The sequence below is a fragment of the Erythrobacter sp. S57(2025) genome, assembly GCF_057365055.1.
The window spans coordinates 75235-90742 of the sequence record NZ_CP200299.1 but is presented as its reverse complement, the minus strand read 5'-3'; the positions used below and the strand labels follow the sequence as shown (position 1 = coordinate 90742).

General features: G+C 56.7%; 19 protein-coding genes. 13 read left to right on the top strand and 6 right to left on the bottom strand.

Features of this window, described 5'->3' with window-relative positions; genetic code table 11:
- Positions 1-55: 55 nt before the first annotated feature.
- Entirely contained in the window at positions 56-1006 is a 951-nt protein-coding gene (locus tag AC0V6N_RS00485; RefSeq protein ID WP_486169635.1) for an SDR family NAD(P)-dependent oxidoreductase, read from the top strand.
- Between the two features lie 10 nt (positions 1007-1016).
- On the opposite strand, the gene AC0V6N_RS00480 is transcribed toward AC0V6N_RS00485, so the two are convergent.
- The 3 genes from AC0V6N_RS00480 to bufB form a co-directional block, all read right to left on the bottom strand.
- A complete protein-coding gene (locus tag AC0V6N_RS00480) occupies positions 1017-1955 on the bottom strand; it encodes an alpha/beta hydrolase fold domain-containing protein (RefSeq protein ID WP_486169634.1) in 939 nt (312 codons plus the stop codon).
- Between the two features lie 63 nt (positions 1956-2018).
- The gene (locus AC0V6N_RS00475; protein WP_486169633.1) at positions 2019-2813 is read right to left on the bottom strand and encodes an HvfC/BufC family peptide modification chaperone; all 795 of its coding nucleotides are present in this window, start codon (positions 2811-2813) and stop codon (positions 2019-2021) included.
- Positions 2810-3667, bottom strand: coding sequence for an MNIO family bufferin maturase (gene bufB / locus AC0V6N_RS00470; RefSeq protein ID WP_486169632.1), 858 nt, complete (start codon positions 3665-3667; stop codon positions 2810-2812). The genes AC0V6N_RS00475 and bufB overlap by 4 nt, the downstream gene beginning before the upstream one ends.
- Positions 3668-4120: 453 nt before the next feature.
- Here bufB and AC0V6N_RS00465 point away from each other — a divergent pair, with 453 nt between their 5' ends.
- From AC0V6N_RS00465 to AC0V6N_RS00425, 9 genes are all read left to right on the top strand, one after another.
- Positions 4121-4402, top strand: coding sequence for a BufA1 family periplasmic bufferin-type metallophore (locus AC0V6N_RS00465; protein WP_486169631.1), 282 nt, complete (start codon positions 4121-4123; stop codon positions 4400-4402).
- 151 nt (positions 4403-4553) lie between these two features.
- Positions 4554-5027 carry a DoxX family protein gene (locus tag AC0V6N_RS00460; protein ID WP_486169630.1) on the top strand — a complete coding sequence of 158 codons (474 nt, stop codon included), beginning with the start codon at positions 4554-4556 and terminating at the stop codon, positions 5025-5027.
- Between the two features lie 11 nt (positions 5028-5038).
- Positions 5039-5569, top strand: a complete 531-nt coding sequence (locus AC0V6N_RS00455; RefSeq protein WP_486169629.1) for a sigma-70 family RNA polymerase sigma factor — start codon at positions 5039-5041, stop codon at positions 5567-5569.
- Position 5570: 1 nt separating this feature from the next.
- On the top strand, positions 5571-6224 hold the full coding sequence (locus tag AC0V6N_RS00450; protein WP_486169628.1) for an NrsF family protein: 654 nt from the start codon (positions 5571-5573) through the stop codon (positions 6222-6224).
- Between the two features lie 185 nt (positions 6225-6409).
- Positions 6410-7552: a flavodoxin-dependent (E)-4-hydroxy-3-methylbut-2-enyl-diphosphate synthase gene (ispG, locus tag AC0V6N_RS00445; protein WP_486169627.1), complete on the top strand. Its 1143-nt coding sequence runs from the start codon at positions 6410-6412 to the stop codon at positions 7550-7552.
- Entirely contained in the window at positions 7549-8067 is a 519-nt protein-coding gene (locus AC0V6N_RS00440; protein ID WP_486169626.1) for a thioredoxin family protein, read from the top strand. Before ispG ends, AC0V6N_RS00440 begins: the two co-directional genes overlap by 4 nt.
- Complete coding sequence (locus AC0V6N_RS00435; protein ID WP_486169625.1) at positions 8064-8333, top strand: hypothetical protein; 270 nt, start codon at positions 8064-8066, stop codon at positions 8331-8333. Before AC0V6N_RS00440 ends, AC0V6N_RS00435 begins: the two co-directional genes overlap by 4 nt.
- Positions 8334-9254, top strand: coding sequence for a histone deacetylase family protein (locus AC0V6N_RS00430; RefSeq protein WP_486169624.1), 921 nt, complete (start codon positions 8334-8336; stop codon positions 9252-9254).
- Positions 9255-9289: 35 nt separating this feature from the next.
- Positions 9290-9829 (top strand): retropepsin-like aspartic protease family protein, encoded by a 540-nt coding sequence (locus AC0V6N_RS00425; protein ID WP_486169623.1) that lies wholly within the window; start codon positions 9290-9292, stop codon positions 9827-9829.
- On the opposite strand, the gene AC0V6N_RS00420 is transcribed toward AC0V6N_RS00425, so the two are convergent.
- Positions 9826-10404: a hypothetical protein gene (locus AC0V6N_RS00420; protein ID WP_486169622.1), complete on the bottom strand. Its 579-nt coding sequence runs from the start codon at positions 10402-10404 to the stop codon at positions 9826-9828. The two genes, AC0V6N_RS00425 and AC0V6N_RS00420, sit on opposite strands and share 4 nt — an antisense overlap.
- A gap of 68 nt (positions 10405-10472) precedes the next feature.
- On the opposite strand from AC0V6N_RS00420, the gene AC0V6N_RS00415 reads away from it, so the two are divergent.
- Both AC0V6N_RS00415 and AC0V6N_RS00410 read left to right on the top strand, forming a co-directional pair.
- Positions 10473-11933 carry an NAD(P)-binding protein gene (locus AC0V6N_RS00415; protein ID WP_486169621.1) on the top strand — a complete coding sequence of 487 codons (1461 nt, stop codon included), beginning with the start codon at positions 10473-10475 and terminating at the stop codon, positions 11931-11933.
- A gap of 62 nt (positions 11934-11995) precedes the next feature.
- Positions 11996-12709 carry a murein L,D-transpeptidase catalytic domain-containing protein gene (locus AC0V6N_RS00410; RefSeq protein WP_486169620.1) on the top strand — a complete coding sequence of 238 codons (714 nt, stop codon included), beginning with the start codon at positions 11996-11998 and terminating at the stop codon, positions 12707-12709.
- Between the two features lie 9 nt (positions 12710-12718).
- Here AC0V6N_RS00410 and AC0V6N_RS00405 read toward each other — a convergent pair whose 3' ends face one another.
- Complete coding sequence (locus AC0V6N_RS00405) at positions 12719-14080, bottom strand: L,D-transpeptidase family protein (RefSeq protein ID WP_486169619.1); 1362 nt, start codon at positions 14078-14080, stop codon at positions 12719-12721.
- 183 nt (positions 14081-14263) lie between these two features.
- On the opposite strand from AC0V6N_RS00405, the gene AC0V6N_RS00400 reads away from it, so the two are divergent.
- On the top strand, positions 14264-15151 hold the full coding sequence (locus AC0V6N_RS00400) for a DMT family transporter (protein WP_486169618.1): 888 nt from the start codon (positions 14264-14266) through the stop codon (positions 15149-15151).
- Positions 15152-15265: 114 nt separating this feature from the next.
- Here the strand turns inward: AC0V6N_RS00400 and AC0V6N_RS00395 are convergent, their stop codons facing one another.
- The gene (locus AC0V6N_RS00395) at positions 15266-15439 is read right to left on the bottom strand and encodes a hypothetical protein (protein WP_486169617.1); all 174 of its coding nucleotides are present in this window, start codon (positions 15437-15439) and stop codon (positions 15266-15268) included.
- Positions 15440-15508: the final 69 nt, after the last annotated feature.

Below are 15508 nucleotides of genomic sequence, written 5' to 3'. Positions count from 1 at the left end.
CCCCTCCTGCGTTTGATGCTAGGTGAGCGCAAACCAGATTCGGGAGACAGAATAAATGAGCAGTTTCGGCCATCACACCACCACAGATGAAGTCCTCGCGGGCAAAGACCTGTCCGGGACCACAGTCTTCATCACCGGCGGCAATTCCGGGCTGGGTCAGGAAACGGGCCGGGCGATGGCCGCAAAGGGCGCGCATGTGGTTCTGGCCGGACGCGATCAGGCCAAGCTGGATGAGGCGGTCAGCGCGATTAAGGCCGAAACGCCTGACGCCAATATCGAGACAATTATCGGCGATCTGGGATCACTCGATAGCGTGAGAGCTTGCGCGGCGGAGGCGAATGAGCGCTTCGACAAGATCGATGTGCTGATCAACAATGCAGGCGTCATGGCGTGCCCACTGGGGCAGACGTCTGACGGTTTTGAACGCCAATTTGGGACCAATCATCTGGGCCACTTTGCGCTAACCAAAGGGCTGATGCCGCTGGTTGAGAAGGGTTCGAATAAGAGGATCGTCAATCTCTCAAGCCGCGGCCACCATATCGCCCCTGTGAACATGGACGATCCCAATTTTGAGAACCGCGATTACGATCCATGGCTTAGCTATGGCCACGCCAAGACGGCCAATGTCTTGTTCTCTGTCGGTCTGGAACAGCGCTTTGCGAACAAGGGTGTGCATGCCTATGCAGTGCATCCTGGCGGCATTCAGACCAATCTGGGCCGACATTTGAGCGAGGAAGAATCGAAAGCTTTAACCGAACGCGTGGTCGCCAGCGATCCGGACTTCGAATGGAAGACCATCCCGCAGGGCGCAGCAACACAGTGCTGGGCTGCAACGGCAGAAGAGCTTGAAGGGCAAGGCGGCCTGTATTGCGAGGATTGCCATGTGGCCGAGACTGATGACACGTCGCGTACTAGCGGCGTGCGCAGCTATGCGCTCGATCCAGCCAAGGCCGATGCGCTTTGGGAATTGTCAGAGCGCATGACGGGTGAGAGCTTTAGCGCGTAAAGCGCTGCCCTCACTCGTTCAGAAAATCGCCGAGCAAGCGGAGCGTATCTTTGGATTCGCGGGTGGGCACCACCGCCATAAACACATGCGGAGCCGCTTCGTATTCATAGAGTTTCGCGTCCACGCCTGCGTCGCGCAACTTGCCCGTGAAAGTGCGAGAATCAATAATAAACAGGTCGTGCCGCCCGGTCCAAATCCGGGTCGGCGGCAGCAGGGCTAGTTCGTCTTTTGAAGTGTAAAGCGGGCTGCATTCCGGGCTGCCGGGATCGCGCTCGCCTGCAAACATCTCCCCGCAGCTGCGCAAAGTGCCGATTTTGAGCATGATGTCATGCGGTTCAACAGCGGCCATGGCTGGGTCTGCCATCGTCACATCAAGCCACGGCGCAAACAGCGCAAGCTTGCCCGGTTGCGGACCGCCTGCCTTGGCCAAACGCAAAGCCAGCGAAAGCGCCATATGCCCGCCAGCGCTATCGCCATTCAGGACAATCTTCGCTGGATCATGGCTTTCGGCGATCTTGGCAAAAGCCTCGTCAGCCACCGCATCTTGAACTTCCCATGAGTTTTCAGGGACGACGGGGTACAACGGCAGGGTAATGCTCACCCCGCATGTATCGACCATCGCAGCTGCCAGCGGCCAATGCTCTTTAAACATCGGCAGCACGAAGCCACCGCCGTGGAAATAGAGCATATGCCAATCACCCGGCCCCGATTTTGGGTGGATGGTGACAACCGGATGACCAGCGGCGGTCCAGTGAACCAGATTGTATTTGTGTTTTGTCTGGTTCGGGATGGCGGCATCGCGCGGCAATGCTCTATTCGCCATATACTCTTTGAAGCCATCAGCCGTATGCGGGAAAACCGGCGTTCGTTTTGACATCACCCATTTGACCGCGCGCATCATCAGGCTCGGTTTGGCGCTGCGCAATTCGATCGAGGTGTCGGTCAGCATTGTCGTCTCTCCCATCAAGCTGCGCAGAGTGGACGAGCAGGCGGGCAAGTCAAGTTTGGGCGGTCACGGGTTGATCGCCACCACCAGCCCTTCTTGCAGCCATTTACCCAAGATTGCGCCTGCGCGCATGGCAGCGTCTTGCACGTCTTGGTCGGTGGCGTTTGGATTGTCGCCAAGCAGGGCGCCAATCATGTCAGTGTAGGTCCCGCCATCACGCATCACGTCAAAAGCGGCGGCGTGGTCAGGCTCGACCATGATGAAAGTGGGCCGCTCCCCTTCGCGCCAGACAAGGCAGGTCTGGGGTTCGGAAAGGAGCGCGCCGGGTCGCTCTTCAGCACCTTGGTCGAGTGCGGTCCACAGCCCGACAAGATTGCCATCAACCAGCCGGGCCGCCGATCTCGGTTGCAGTTCAAGTCGTAATCCACCCCATTCCTCATCGCCAAACTCGGCCACCGCAGCCGAGAACGCCTCAGCATTCATCACTTGAGTGTCAGGCGCGGTGGCAAGCCCGAGCATGGTCCATTCCAGCCAAGCGAGTTCAGCAACTTCAGGGTTTTTGGCAAAATGCTGCGCGCAGGTCGCATCAAAGCCCGCGCCCGCATCATCTATAGTCCAGCCAGTGGGTGGGTGTTTAATCGCGTGATTGATACACGCCTGACGAAAATTCGCTTTGCCCAGATACAGAGCCGTGCGTTCATAGGTTTCCGCCAATGCGCCCATGACCGCCGAACGATAATTGCCGCGATAGACCGCCATTCCTGCGGCCTGAGAATTGCCCCAGCCTTCTGGCAAAGGCGCGGCATCATCAAGAATTGCGGTCAAAAACGCATCCTGACGCTGTTTCAAAGACATGCTCATGCCGGAACCAGCGCCTCGCTCGCAATGCCGCGCGCTCGGTCGAGTTCCGTGAGCAGCTCAGGCAGCGGCGGGATGTGATCATCGCGTTCAATCATGGTGGCAACTGGCTGCGGGAGCATCGCCATCGCCTTCACATAAAGGCCCCACACGCCATCGCTCACTGCGCGATCATGCGTGTCGATGATGATGTCGCGCTCTGGCGTTGCAGGATCGTGGCCGGCAAGGTGAATTTGCCGGACGCGATCCAGCGGAAGTCCGCGCAGATAGTCCATCGCGCTAAAGCCGTGATTGGCGGCGCTGACATAGATATTGTTCACATCGAGCAGGAGATAGCAGCCGGTGCGCCGTGTCATCTCGGTCAGAAATTCCCATTCGGTGAGAGTGTCTTCCGGAAATGTCAGATAGCTTGAGGGGTTCTCAAACAGCATCGCGCGGCCAAGTACATTTTGCGCATGGTCGATATTGTCGCACACGGCTTGCAAGCCCTCCTCAGTCAAGGGCATGGGCAAAAGGTCGTGTGAGTTATGCGCGCTGTTGCGGGTCCAGCACAGATGATCGGACACCCAGAGCGGGTCGATCCGCTGCTCTAAGTGCTTAAGCTTGGTCAGATAGCCAGGGTCCAGACCATCCGCTGAGCCGATTGACATGGAAACGCCGTGAATGATCACCGGCAGTTTTTCGCGCACTTGCTCTAGAATGCGCAGCTGACGCCCACCTTCGATCATGTAATTTTCGCTGATCACCTCAACGAAATCGACCGGCACATCAGTGCTGAGAAAGTCGTCATAATGCGTGCGCCTTAGACCAAGGCCAAAGCCACCAAAGGGCGCAATCGGGGGACGTTCTGCCTGCATGTCTGCCACCTTAGCAAGAAAATCGCGCTTTGCGATCGGTAGCCCGGAACATGATGCACCCATCCGCCCCACAAGGGGTCAGGATCGCAGGAACGCATGAGCCCATCATGCAAAGAACCGGGCTACCGGACGATGCACCTTGAGCATGATGCTGAACACCTCACCCATTGGCACATCGCCGTCTCGCAAACCGCAAAAGAGGTTCACATTGATTGTCTTGCGCGCACGGGTGCGTTAGCCTCCTCATGATCGCGCATGTAATGAGTGGTTCGTGCGCGGCGATGGGAGCGTTACACTTGCTCTATTATTCAGTCGTGCAGCCCGGTGGAGGGAGAGGCTGCCGCCAAAATTTTCTCAAAAATTGTAACCGTGGCTGTGTGGCCAGCGAAAGACAGGTCAGTTCCGGCGATCACGCTGGGCACCCCGACTAAAAGAGATTTTTGGAGAATAGTCATGAAAGCCAAGTCAATCGCCGGTCTCGCCGGTCTCGCTCTTACCGCAGCAATTGGTGCTGGCCTTGCCACCACTCCTGTTGCAGCTCAGGGCGCGAAAGAAAAATGCTACGGCGTCTCACTCGCCGGCAAGAATGATTGCGCTGCAGGCCCCGGCACCAGCTGCGCTGGCACATCAACCCGCGATTATCAGGGCAATGCCTGGACGTATGTCGACAAAGGCACTTGCACCAGCATCGAAACACCTAAGGGCCGCGGCTCGCTTACCCCGATCCGTCGTTAATTTGAATTTGATCGTAACCACCTGCTCTTCGCCTGCGAACATGAAGATAAGCAAAGCAGGAGCAGGTGGCTCCGATCCGAATTAAGAACACAGCAGCCGGCGGTCCTTCAGGCAAAATTGGACCATCTGCTGCGGACACATGGAGGATAATATGAGTGGAATTATGAACCTTTGGGAACGATTGACCGGCGTGCTTTCGGGCACAGCCATCGAAAGCATCGTTCTGCTGATCACGCGCATCGCGCTGGGCCTGATTTTCTGGCGCTCATATGAAACTAAAGTCGAAGAAGGCACTTTGCTGCAAATCAGCGAAGTTCAGTACTTCATCTTTGAAAACGAATTTGCGGGCCTTCCGCTCTCACCTGACCTTGCCGTTCCGCTGACGGTTTATGCTGAATTCCTGTTCCCGATCCTTTTGATCGCAGGCCTGTTCAGCCGCTTGTCAGCAGCAGCTCTTGCTGTGATGGCGCTGGTCATTCAGATTTTCGTATTCCCGACATGGGATCATTTCTTTGGCTGGGATATCACTGTCCTCGCTCTGGCTGGTATCATCATCAGCCGTGGTCCCGGTGTCATCAGCCTTGATGCGATCCTTGGTCGCATCACAGGCGCAAAGGCAGCATAAGTAACCAAACGATGGTTGCCGACGAACCTACCTTTGCCCGCCTTATGGCAGCAACACAGGATGGCGATAAAGCCGCCGCCAATGTGTTGCTGTCAGAGGTAGGCGTTTGGCTAGAGCGGTATTTCCGCAGGCGAGTGCCTCCGCATCAGATCGATGATCTGGTTCAAGAGGTTCTCATCGCGTTTTACACAAAGCGCGCAACCTGGGATCCCGCACGGCCATTTCTGCCATGGCTTGCGGCCATTGCGCGGTATCGCTGGGTCGATCACTTGCGCAAAGTCTACAAGCATGATGGCAAGGAATTGATGGAAGATGATGCGGTAGAGGACAGCGAAGAGGAAGTTGTCCTGGCCCGTGTCAGCCTTGATCGTCTGTTCAAACAGCTGCCTGAAAAGCAGTCTGAAGTGATTGAGATGGTCAAAATCAGCGGATTATCGATCCGCGAAGCAGCAGAGAAGACCGGGCAAAGCGAAAGCCTGGTGAAAGTGAATATCCATCGCGGCCTGAAAAAACTGGCCACCTTGGTTGAGAAAGCAGATTAAAATGGAAAAGTTTGAAAACAGAGACAGTTTGATCGCGGCGCTGACCGATGATCTGACACCTGTCAAAAGGGTCAAACCTCTCGAAGGCGGTTTGTTAATCGCGTTCGCAACCCTGATCGCAGGCGTTGTCTCGATTGCCTATTATGATTGGTGGGATGGCCTGCTGACAGGGGAAGCCTCTGGCTATTTCCTGATCACGCATGGATTGCTGCTGGTGCTTGGCACGGCGAGCACCGTGGGCCTGGTAACAGGCGCGATGCCGCGTGTTGGCTCCCGCGTTGATGCCCCTTTGTGGGGAGCGATTATGCTCGGCATCTTGCCAGTAGGCGCAATCATCAGCCTGCTTTCTGGTCAGGGCAATCACGCGCATGAAGGTTTCAATGATCCGGTTGCCCTTTTGTGCACCACCGCGTCGCTGTCCGCTGCTGCGCTGGTGCTGATCGCAGCAGTTATGTGGCTGCGCCGCGGTGCGCCTGTCTCAATCGAGCGTTCTGCATGGCTCGCTGGTCTCTCAGCAGGTTCGCTGGGCACGCTGGCCTATGGCATCACTTGCCCGCTTGATACGTTCTCGCACGTCGGATTGTGGCATGTTGCACCGGTTGCCATCGGCGCTGTTGCAGGACGCTTGATAGTGCCGCCGCTAATCCGTTGGTGAACCGCTGGTAAAATTTTCCTACCGAGTAATTGGCGTGCTAGACCTTATCGCATGAATAAAGGTCGCAAAATCGCAGCGAAACCGCCATATGGGGCGCATGAGGGTGACTTCATGTGCCCCATTACTTTTTTACTCTAGGACCGTGTAACATGCGGTCCATGTCTCTGTAGGAAACGGTCCATTCGATGAGCTCAGTTAGGCCTTGGCGTGATGTAGAACGGCGCGAATGCCGCCAGATCATGGTCGGTGATGTACCCGTGGGCGGCGGCGCGCCGATCACGGTTCAGACCATGACGAACACGCCGACAGAGGATGCGGTTGCGACCATCGACCAGATCCGCCGGTGTGAAGAGGTCGGCTGCGACATCATCCGTGTCTCCTGCCCGACAGAGGAAGCGACCGCTGCGTTCGGCAAGATCACCAAGGCCGCGCGCATTCCGATCGTCGCTGACATCCACTTCCACTACAAACGCGCTCTCGAAGCCGCAGATGCGGGCGCCGCATGCCTGCGCATCAACCCCGGCAATATCGGCGGTGATGACCGCGTGGCAGAGGTGGTGCGCGCGGCAAAAGCCAATGGCTGCGCCATCCGTATCGGCGTGAATGCAGGCTCGCTCGAACGTGACCTATTGGAGAAGTACGGTGAGCCGTGCCCAGAAGCGCTGATCGAAAGCGCGCTCGACCATATCAAGCTGCTCCAAGACCACGACTTCCACGACTTCAAGGTGGCGGTGAAAGCCTCCGATGTGTTCCTGGCTGTAGCGGCCTATCACGGGCTAGCCGACGCAGTGGATTGCCCTCTGCACCTTGGCATCACTGAGGCTGGCGGGCTGATCGGGGGCACTGTGAAGAGCTCTATCGGCATGGGCTCGCTGCTATGGGCAGGCATTGGCGACACGATCCGCGTCTCGCTCTCAGCCGAGCCGGAGGAAGAGGTGAAGGTCGGGTACGAGATGCTCAAAGCGCTCGGCCTGCGCACACGCGGCGTTCGCGTCGTCTCATGCCCCAGCTGCTCACGCCAAGGCTTCGACGTGATCCGCACGGTTGAAACGCTGGAGAAGCGACTTGAACACATCAAGACACCCATGAGCCTCTCCGTGCTCGGCTGCGTGGTCAATGGCCCTGGCGAAGCGCGTGAGACTGACATCGGCCTAACGGGCGGCGGATCTGGCAAGCACATGGTCTACCTCTCAGGCGTGAAAGCGCACACGATTGAAGACGAAGACATGCTCGATCACATCGTGCGTCTGGTCGAGGAGAAAGCGGAGAAGATCGAGGCTGGTGAAGAGGTGGCGTTCGACCCCCACGCAGTAGAGGCCGCCGAATGATCAAGCCTATCGTTGGAGGTCTGCTCGCTGCGCTGTTGCTGGTTGGCGGTGTGGCGATTGCTAAGAGCGTTAGCGGTGGCGGAGGCCACGACTACCCCGAAGCGCGCTCTTACGCTGTGAGCGACAACGCGATGGGCGATGTTGATGCAGCCCTCGCGAGCGCTGCTGAGCGTGACAAACGCGTGCTGCTGGTGATGGGTGCGAACTGGTGCCACGATAGCCGTGCACTCGCAGGCTGGCTCGCAACGGACCGCTTCAAGGCGCTGATCGCTGAGGAGTACGAACTGGTCTTCGTCAATGTCGGAACCCCGCAATCAGAGGGCGACGGGCACAACCTAGGCATCGCCAAGCGCTTTGGAGTGGATGAGCTGCCCGGCACGCCCAATCTGCTGGTGCTCACGGCGGAGGGCGAGCTGCTCAACGCCGACACCGCAACCACATGGCGCGATGCGGCCAGCCGCGAAGAAGAGGCGATCTACGATGAGCTGGCGATGCTGGCTAGCAAGGCTTTATGAACACTAAGCGGCGGTTTGAGCAACTCGTCCACGATGCCTGCGTCATCTACGGCAACTGCGGATCCGGCGACACGCACATATACGATTTCCTACCTAAAACCGGTCTGCTAAGCGCAGAGCTATTCGCCCACCTGATGCTTAAGGCTGAGAAGTATCCACCTCCACCTTACGATCATCAGGCACAAAGAAACTTCCATTGGTGTGTCGCGCGTTTTCAAGCCACCATGGAAGCAGACACCATCAATGCTAGTGAGATTTGGGACTGAATGCTCCACGTCGTTCACCACGCTGACTACATGGCCCCGCGTCCAGAACGCGGCACCTTCAAGTTCGACAAGTACTACCTCGTGATGGAGCAACTGCGCGCATCAGGCGCTGCGATGACTGAGCATGCGCCAGAGCCTTGCCCGCGAGAATGGCTCGAAGCGGTGCACGATCCCGTCTATGTCGAGGAGGTCTTCACCGCCAGCGTGCCACGCGAGAAGGAACGCCGCATCGGCTTCCCGGTCACGACACGCATACGCGACCGCGTGCGGCACACAAATGGCGGCACTTGGCTCGCGGCAAAGCTTGCAATGGAGCACGGCTATGCGGCAAACTCGGCGGCAGGAAGCCACCATGCGCTTGCCAATACGGGTGCGGGATATTGCGTGTTCAACGACTTGGCAGTCGCCTCTAATCGCTTGATCGAGCAAGGGGATGCAACTCGCATTCTGATCGTGGACCTTGACGTGCATCAAGGAGACGGGACAGCCAGCCTCACGGCCACGCGCGAGGATATCGTCACTCTTTCCCTTCATGCAGAGAAGAACTTCCCCGTTCGAAAAGCGCGCTCAAACCTCGATGTCCCCCTACCGGACGGCCTAGATGACGATGGCTATATGGAGGCATTGGATACCCATCTGCCACCATTGCTCGACAGCTTTGCCCCGGATTTCGTGTTCTACCAAGCCGGCGTCGATCCGCACAATGATGACAAGCTTGGAAGACTAGCTCTAACCGATAATGGCCTTGAAAGCCGCGATCGCTTGGTCATCAATCAGGCGCGAAAACGTGGGCTTCCCGTCGCATCAGCCTTAGGCGGGGGCTACGGTGATGACCAACGCGAAGTCGCGGCACGCCATGCCAGGTCTATGCTAGCAATGGCGGACGAGAACGCGGTCTTTGCAACCGCATATGATCTTTAACTCGTTTTAAGACGCTTGGCGGTAGATTTACGGCCATGCTCGACCGAATTATCCCGATTGCTGGCGTTGTGATTGTAAGTGCTATCGCCCTTGCAAGTCTTAAGCCTAGCAGTGAGGACGATCATAGCGATGTCTTTGTCGCAAAGTCGCCTGACAATCAGCAAAGCACACCCGCAACTCCCATGGGCACTGTTTGGGATCGTATCAGCGGGCACACCTTGCCGCGCCAAAGGGATGGTCACTTCTACGCCTCCGCCCGTGTCGATGGCCGAGAAGTGAACATGATGGTTGATACAGGTGCCAGCGTAATTGCCCTTACTGGCCAAGACGCAAGGGCCATTGGCTTGAAGTGGGACCGTTCCGATGTTCAGCCTGTGGCGCGCGGAGCCAGCGGCACCGTTTATGGTGTTCGGACCACTCTGAACGAAGTCGCGATCGGCGGCATGGCTAGGCGCAATGTCAGCGCCATTATTGTTCCCAGCGGGCTGGATGTCTCATTGCTTGGCCAATCCTACCTTTCACGGATCGGGACGGTTGAAATTTCACGAGACCAAATGGTGCTAGGCGACAGCTAGAAATAGATGTCGATGTAGTCGGTAAGGCCGTCACACCATTCAAATTCACGCAAGCGCCAATATTTGCGGTTCTGCGTCACGGCAAAGCGCCACACTTTAGTGGTATTGCAAAGGCGCGTCTCATCCGGTGCTCCAAGGATTTTTACGGTACCCTCAAAGGTAAAGTAATCGGCCCCAATCTCCGTCACAAAACCTTCCAATTCCATGCGCGAGCCCTCGTCCCCGACTTGTCCTCCGGTCAGCAACCATTGGCCTTGATCGTCGATTGCGACCCAAGCTTGACCACGGTCTTCCCACCCGATCCATTGCAGCGTCACGCCAGAATTTCCGAACAGTCTTTCAGCGGCGGCATTATCAAGAATACGGGTTGGCTCGGCAGGGACCTCCGCCGCTTCCACAGTGATTGTTGAAGGCGCGCCGGCCATATTGTTGCGTACAATCGAGAGCTCGCGCAGATCAGGCAAATTCGGCGAAGCGGCCTCGACTACTCTTTGGTCAGCCGTTTGACTGGCTGCGGTCGCATGCAGCATCCCTGCCGCCAAAACGGCGAGCAATGCGCGCATTCTGATTATCATAACTCTTCCTCCGCCAAAGCATTTGCTCTAGCCAATATGAACGATACCAATCTCAAGGATAGCCATCCATGCCCGCTCACGAAACCGATTATCTAATCATTGGCGCTGGCGCCGTTGGGCTCGCCTTTGCGGATACATTGCTGGATGAAGACCCGGATTGCCATATCACGCTGGTCGACAAACATGCGCGGCCCGGTGGTCACTGGAACGATGCATACTCCTTTGTTGCCCTCCATCAGCCAAGCGCGACCTATGGCGTAAACTCAATGGAAATGTGCCCTGACCGCGTCGATACGAGCGGGCATAATAAGGGTATGTATCCACTCGCCAAACATGCGGAGATCCTTTCCTACTACAGCAAGTTGATGACTGAACGGCTTATCCCAAGTGGGCGCGTCGCCTACTTCCCTCTAACCGAATATCGCGGCGGCTCCGACGGACACCACACTGCTCGCAGCATCCTATCGGGCGACGAACACAGCTTTGAAGTTCGGCGTAAGCTCGTGGACGCGACATGGTTCCAAACCTCCGTCCCATCTACTCACAAACCAGCGTTTGACATTGCAGAAGGCACAAGAAAAGCCGTTCCGGGTGATTTGCCGCAATTGTGGCTCGATACAGAGAACTTGCCTCAGCATTACGTGGTGCTTGGCGGTGGTAAGACCGCGATGGACACTGCGGTTTGGTTGCTGGAGGCCGGCGTTGCACCCGACAAAATTGATTGGGTGCGCCCGCGTGACAGTTGGATGTTCAATCGCAAACTCCTCCAGCCGGCGCAGCATCACATCGAGGAATTGATCCAGTTCCAAGTGGACCTTGTCGAATGCGCCAATGGCTCTGAAACAGGCGATGAAATGTTCGCCAAGCTTGATGAACGCGGCACGATGCTGAGGATCGACCCCGAAGTAACACCGAAAATGTTCCACTTTGCGGTGATTTCCGAAGGCGAAATTGCGCTGCTGCGCCAGATCACCAAAGTGCACCGCGACCGGCGTGTTACATTGCTTGAACCCGGCACCATGACTTTGGATGATGAGCGAGTGGCGGTGCCCGACGGAACTTTGTTCATCGACTGCACCGCGACTGCCGTACCCTTCGACGTGCGCGCCAATCCAAAGCCATTTTTCGATGGTGATACGATCACACTTCAGCTCGCTCAAACACCGTTTGTGCCATACAGCGCAGCGCTCGCTGCCTTTGTAGAAGTGAATTTTGAAACCGATCAGGAGCGCAACAATCTCCTACCACCAGCTCCGCTAACCGATTCGACCGATACGTACCCTTATGCGGTGATGGCGAACCTGATGAGCACGGCAATCCTGTCAGGCAATGAGAAGACCAACGCATTCAATGCGCGCAGCCGGTTGCACCCGACAGGGCCTGCCGTCGCGAAAATGATAGCGTCAGGGGACCCGCGTCTGGCAGCGCTGGGTCAAGTTGGTCCAAAGATTCAAGCCAATATGCCCGGCGTGATCAAACTAGGCATGGCAGCCAAGGCAATTCATGAAACAGCAGACCTGCGGCGATAGGAACGGTCACGTGAATAAGGGATTCACGGGAACGTCATTCTGCGTTAGATAGTATGACAATTATGAAACGCCGCGACCTGATCAAAAGCACGCTGATCGCTGGAGCTGCTCTAGCTGTGCCGACTTTGCCTGCCAAGCTTGCCGCTCAGCCTCGGCAAGGCTCCGCGCGCGACCGCGTTCTTTTTGACATAGCGAAACGCGAATTGGACCGTGCAGGCGATGCGATCTGGCGCAAGGACATTGTCGGCATCGCAGACTACGGTGTGCACTCGGCTCTGCGTCGCTTCTATTTCGTCAACCTTGACCTCGAAGAGGTTACGACCTCACATGTAACTCACGGCACAGGATCCGATCCTGAGCATGATGGGTGGCTCAATGATTACTCAAACGTCGAAGGGTCCAACGCGACATCGCGCGGGGCCTATGTCACGTGGGAGTGGTACCAAGGCCGCTATGGCACGTCGGTAAGGCTCGGAGGGCTGGATCACACCAATGATGCCGCTCTTCGCCGGTACATTGTGATGCATCGCGCTGCCTATGCTGAGCCGTCGCATATTGATCGCTGGGGCAGGCTTGGCCGTTCGAATGGCTGTTTTGCCTTTGGCCAAGACGATTTCCGCTATGCTCTGCTAAATTTGTCAGGCGGTAGGCTGCTATTTGCAGACAGCTTAGGTTTGCAAGACGATGGCCAAATGCTCAGCCGAGCTGATCAATTGCAGCCCCTTCAAACCAGCAACCCCACGGCCGCGCAGCGTTACAATCCGGGCCTGTTTTAAAGCCCACGCTTATTCGCCTGCCAGCGGGTTGTTCTCAATCACAATGACTTCATCATCACTCTCGCCCGAGCGGTTTTGCACACGTGGCTGGTCGAGACTGGCGATCACGGGTGCGTCACGACCGTAGATGTCTTCAAACGAACGCATCTCACCATCGATGTCCGTCGCCATCGTGAAATAGGTGATATAGGCGGCCATCTCACGCTCGATTGGCACTTTGGTATAGCGGCCTGAATTGGCAATCGCGACGGCCTCGTCGCGCGACGCACCGCGGCCCAGAATTGCCATCGTAATTGCGAGCTCTAACGCGCGTTCTGTCCGGATACAGCCATGTGAAAGCGCGCGACCATCACGGTTGAACAAATGCCGCGAAGGCGTGTCATGGAAGAAGATCGCGTGCGGATTGGGCATTTCCAGCTTCATCCGCCCAAGCGAATTTCCCGGCCCTGGTTGCTGAACAACAGTGATCCAACCATTGCTGCCGCGCGTCGCGGTATAGCCGTTGCGGCGTGCCCATGCGGGATTGCCCAAGACGCGCTCACCCAGCCCTTCACCGCGCACAATCGATTGCGGCACGGTCCAAGTCGGGTTGAAAACCACCCCGGACACAGTCTCGGCGAGTTGCGGCGTTGCCGTGCGACCGGGCTTACCCACAATAGTGCGATAGGTGCTGATGATGCGATTGTTGACCGTCAAACGCAGCTGATATTCTGGCACGTTGGTGATGAGATATTGCTTCCCCAGATCCTGAGGTAACCACCGCCAACGATCCATATTGGCCCTGATCAGCTTGCGCTTGGACGCTTCGCTTTCAGGCGTGTTCGCCAATTCTTCACGCAATCGAGCATAATCTGGATGCGCTGGGTTGAGGCCCATTAGTGTCGCCTCAATCGCTCCTGTAGCCAACGCTTCAGTCAGCAAGTCGCCGGTCCGGTTCACATCGCGATCTGGGTCGACCACGAACCATTGGACACGCGCGTCCGCAGGCGCTCTGCCATCGCGCAAATCTTCGACGAGCCAGACGAAATTCTTTGATGCCAGCTCGTTTAGCTCATCAGCTGGGCCAGCAAGCGCAAGCGATCGCAGGTCTGCCAGGTTGTAATCCGCCGGATCAAGGCCTTCAGCGCCGATCCCTTCGATCACACCAATCAGCTTGGCAGCATCATCGGTCGACCATTCTTGCACCAATGGCCCAGGAGGGGCGAGATCACCTTGCACCAATGGCTCTGACACCATCTGCGGAAAAGCCTCATCAAAGCTCGCGTCAGGCTCTGCTTGAGCCGTTTCGGCGGTATCCTGCGCCCAAGCGTTGGCCGTCAGCAAGGCTGCTGAGGCAATTCCTGTTGCTAATGTGCTGACCCAATTGCGCATTTTACTCTTCCCTAAGGCAGCGCGACCATGAAAGGACGCGCTTTCGTGCCTCTAAAAATCGAATATATCCCTGTTTGTGCTCTGCTATCAAGCAGGTACGCTTTCGCTTTGATGAATCTGCCCCCAATTGATCGCCTGTGATGCGTGACGCGAAGTCAAGATGCCCTTAAAGCCTCAGGCACAATGATTGCCGCGCCCCTTCCCGAAAACAAACGACTGTTACCCATCGCGGCTGCTGCGCTGGGTGTCGGTCTGCTCTCATTGATGGACGCGTTCATGAAAGAGGCGGCGCTCGCAACAGGGGCATACACCGCCACGGTTCTGCGCAGCATGATAGGTGCAGCTATCATCGCGCCATTTTGGCTATGGCGCTCTAACGGTTGGCCGACCCGCGAAGTGTTAAAACTGCATATGGAGCGCGGGATTATCTCTGCATTCATGGCGCTCAGCTTCTTTTTTGCACTGACCAAACTCCCCTTGGCGGAGGCAATTGCGATCAGCTTCGTTGCGCCCCTAATCGCGCTTTATCTGGCAAGAGTGCTGCTTGGCGAAGTCATTCAAAAGAAAGCCATAGGGGCAAGCATCTTAGGCTTTATCGGCACACTCGTGATTGTCGGTGGCAGAATTGGGCAAGGTGAGTTTGATGAAGGGATTGCTCTCGGACTCGCCGCGCTCGGCTTTTCTGCCTTGCTCTATGCCTACAACTTCATAGTCATACGCAAGCAGAGCCAAAGGGCAGGACCCCTTGAGATCGCGACTTTTCACAGTGGTGTGGGAGGTGCGGTTTTGTTGCTATTCGCCCCATTTCTGGGCTCGGTCCCACAGGTGGAAGCGTTGATGCCTATTGCTGCGGCCAGTGTCCTGACTGTGGCCGGGGCAATGGCGATTGCCTGGGCCTATGCCCGGGCAGAGGCGCAGGCATTGGTTCCGATGGAATATTCCGGATTTCTTTGGGCAAGCCTGTTTGGGTGGGCATTTTTTCGAGAAGAGGTGACCTTAACGACGCTTGCCGGGACCGCGTTGATAATCACTGGCTGTTGGATCGCAGCACGTGAGAATAGAGCGGTATGAATGAGAGCCGATAGACCGAGGTAGTAGGGACTGGACCCACTACCCCGGTCTTAATTTTGCACTTCTAGCCCGAAACAAAGGGGCAGCTCTGTTCCGGTTTGCAACCCGAAGTGACTATTTGACCTCAGTCTTGGCAGAGACTGAGTGCAGTTGCGCATCGGCATTTGTGCCGACAGGCTCAGAAAAGGCGAAGGCTGCGCCAAAACAGACAAGCACGACCATGACTGCGCCAATGATGCCAGCAGTCATACTTGCTTGGATTGATGAAAGATATTTGATCTCTTTCACGGCCCCCACCTTATCTTTAAATCCTCAAGTGTTGAATGCTCTGCACGGGGCTATGACTAGAGTGAAGTA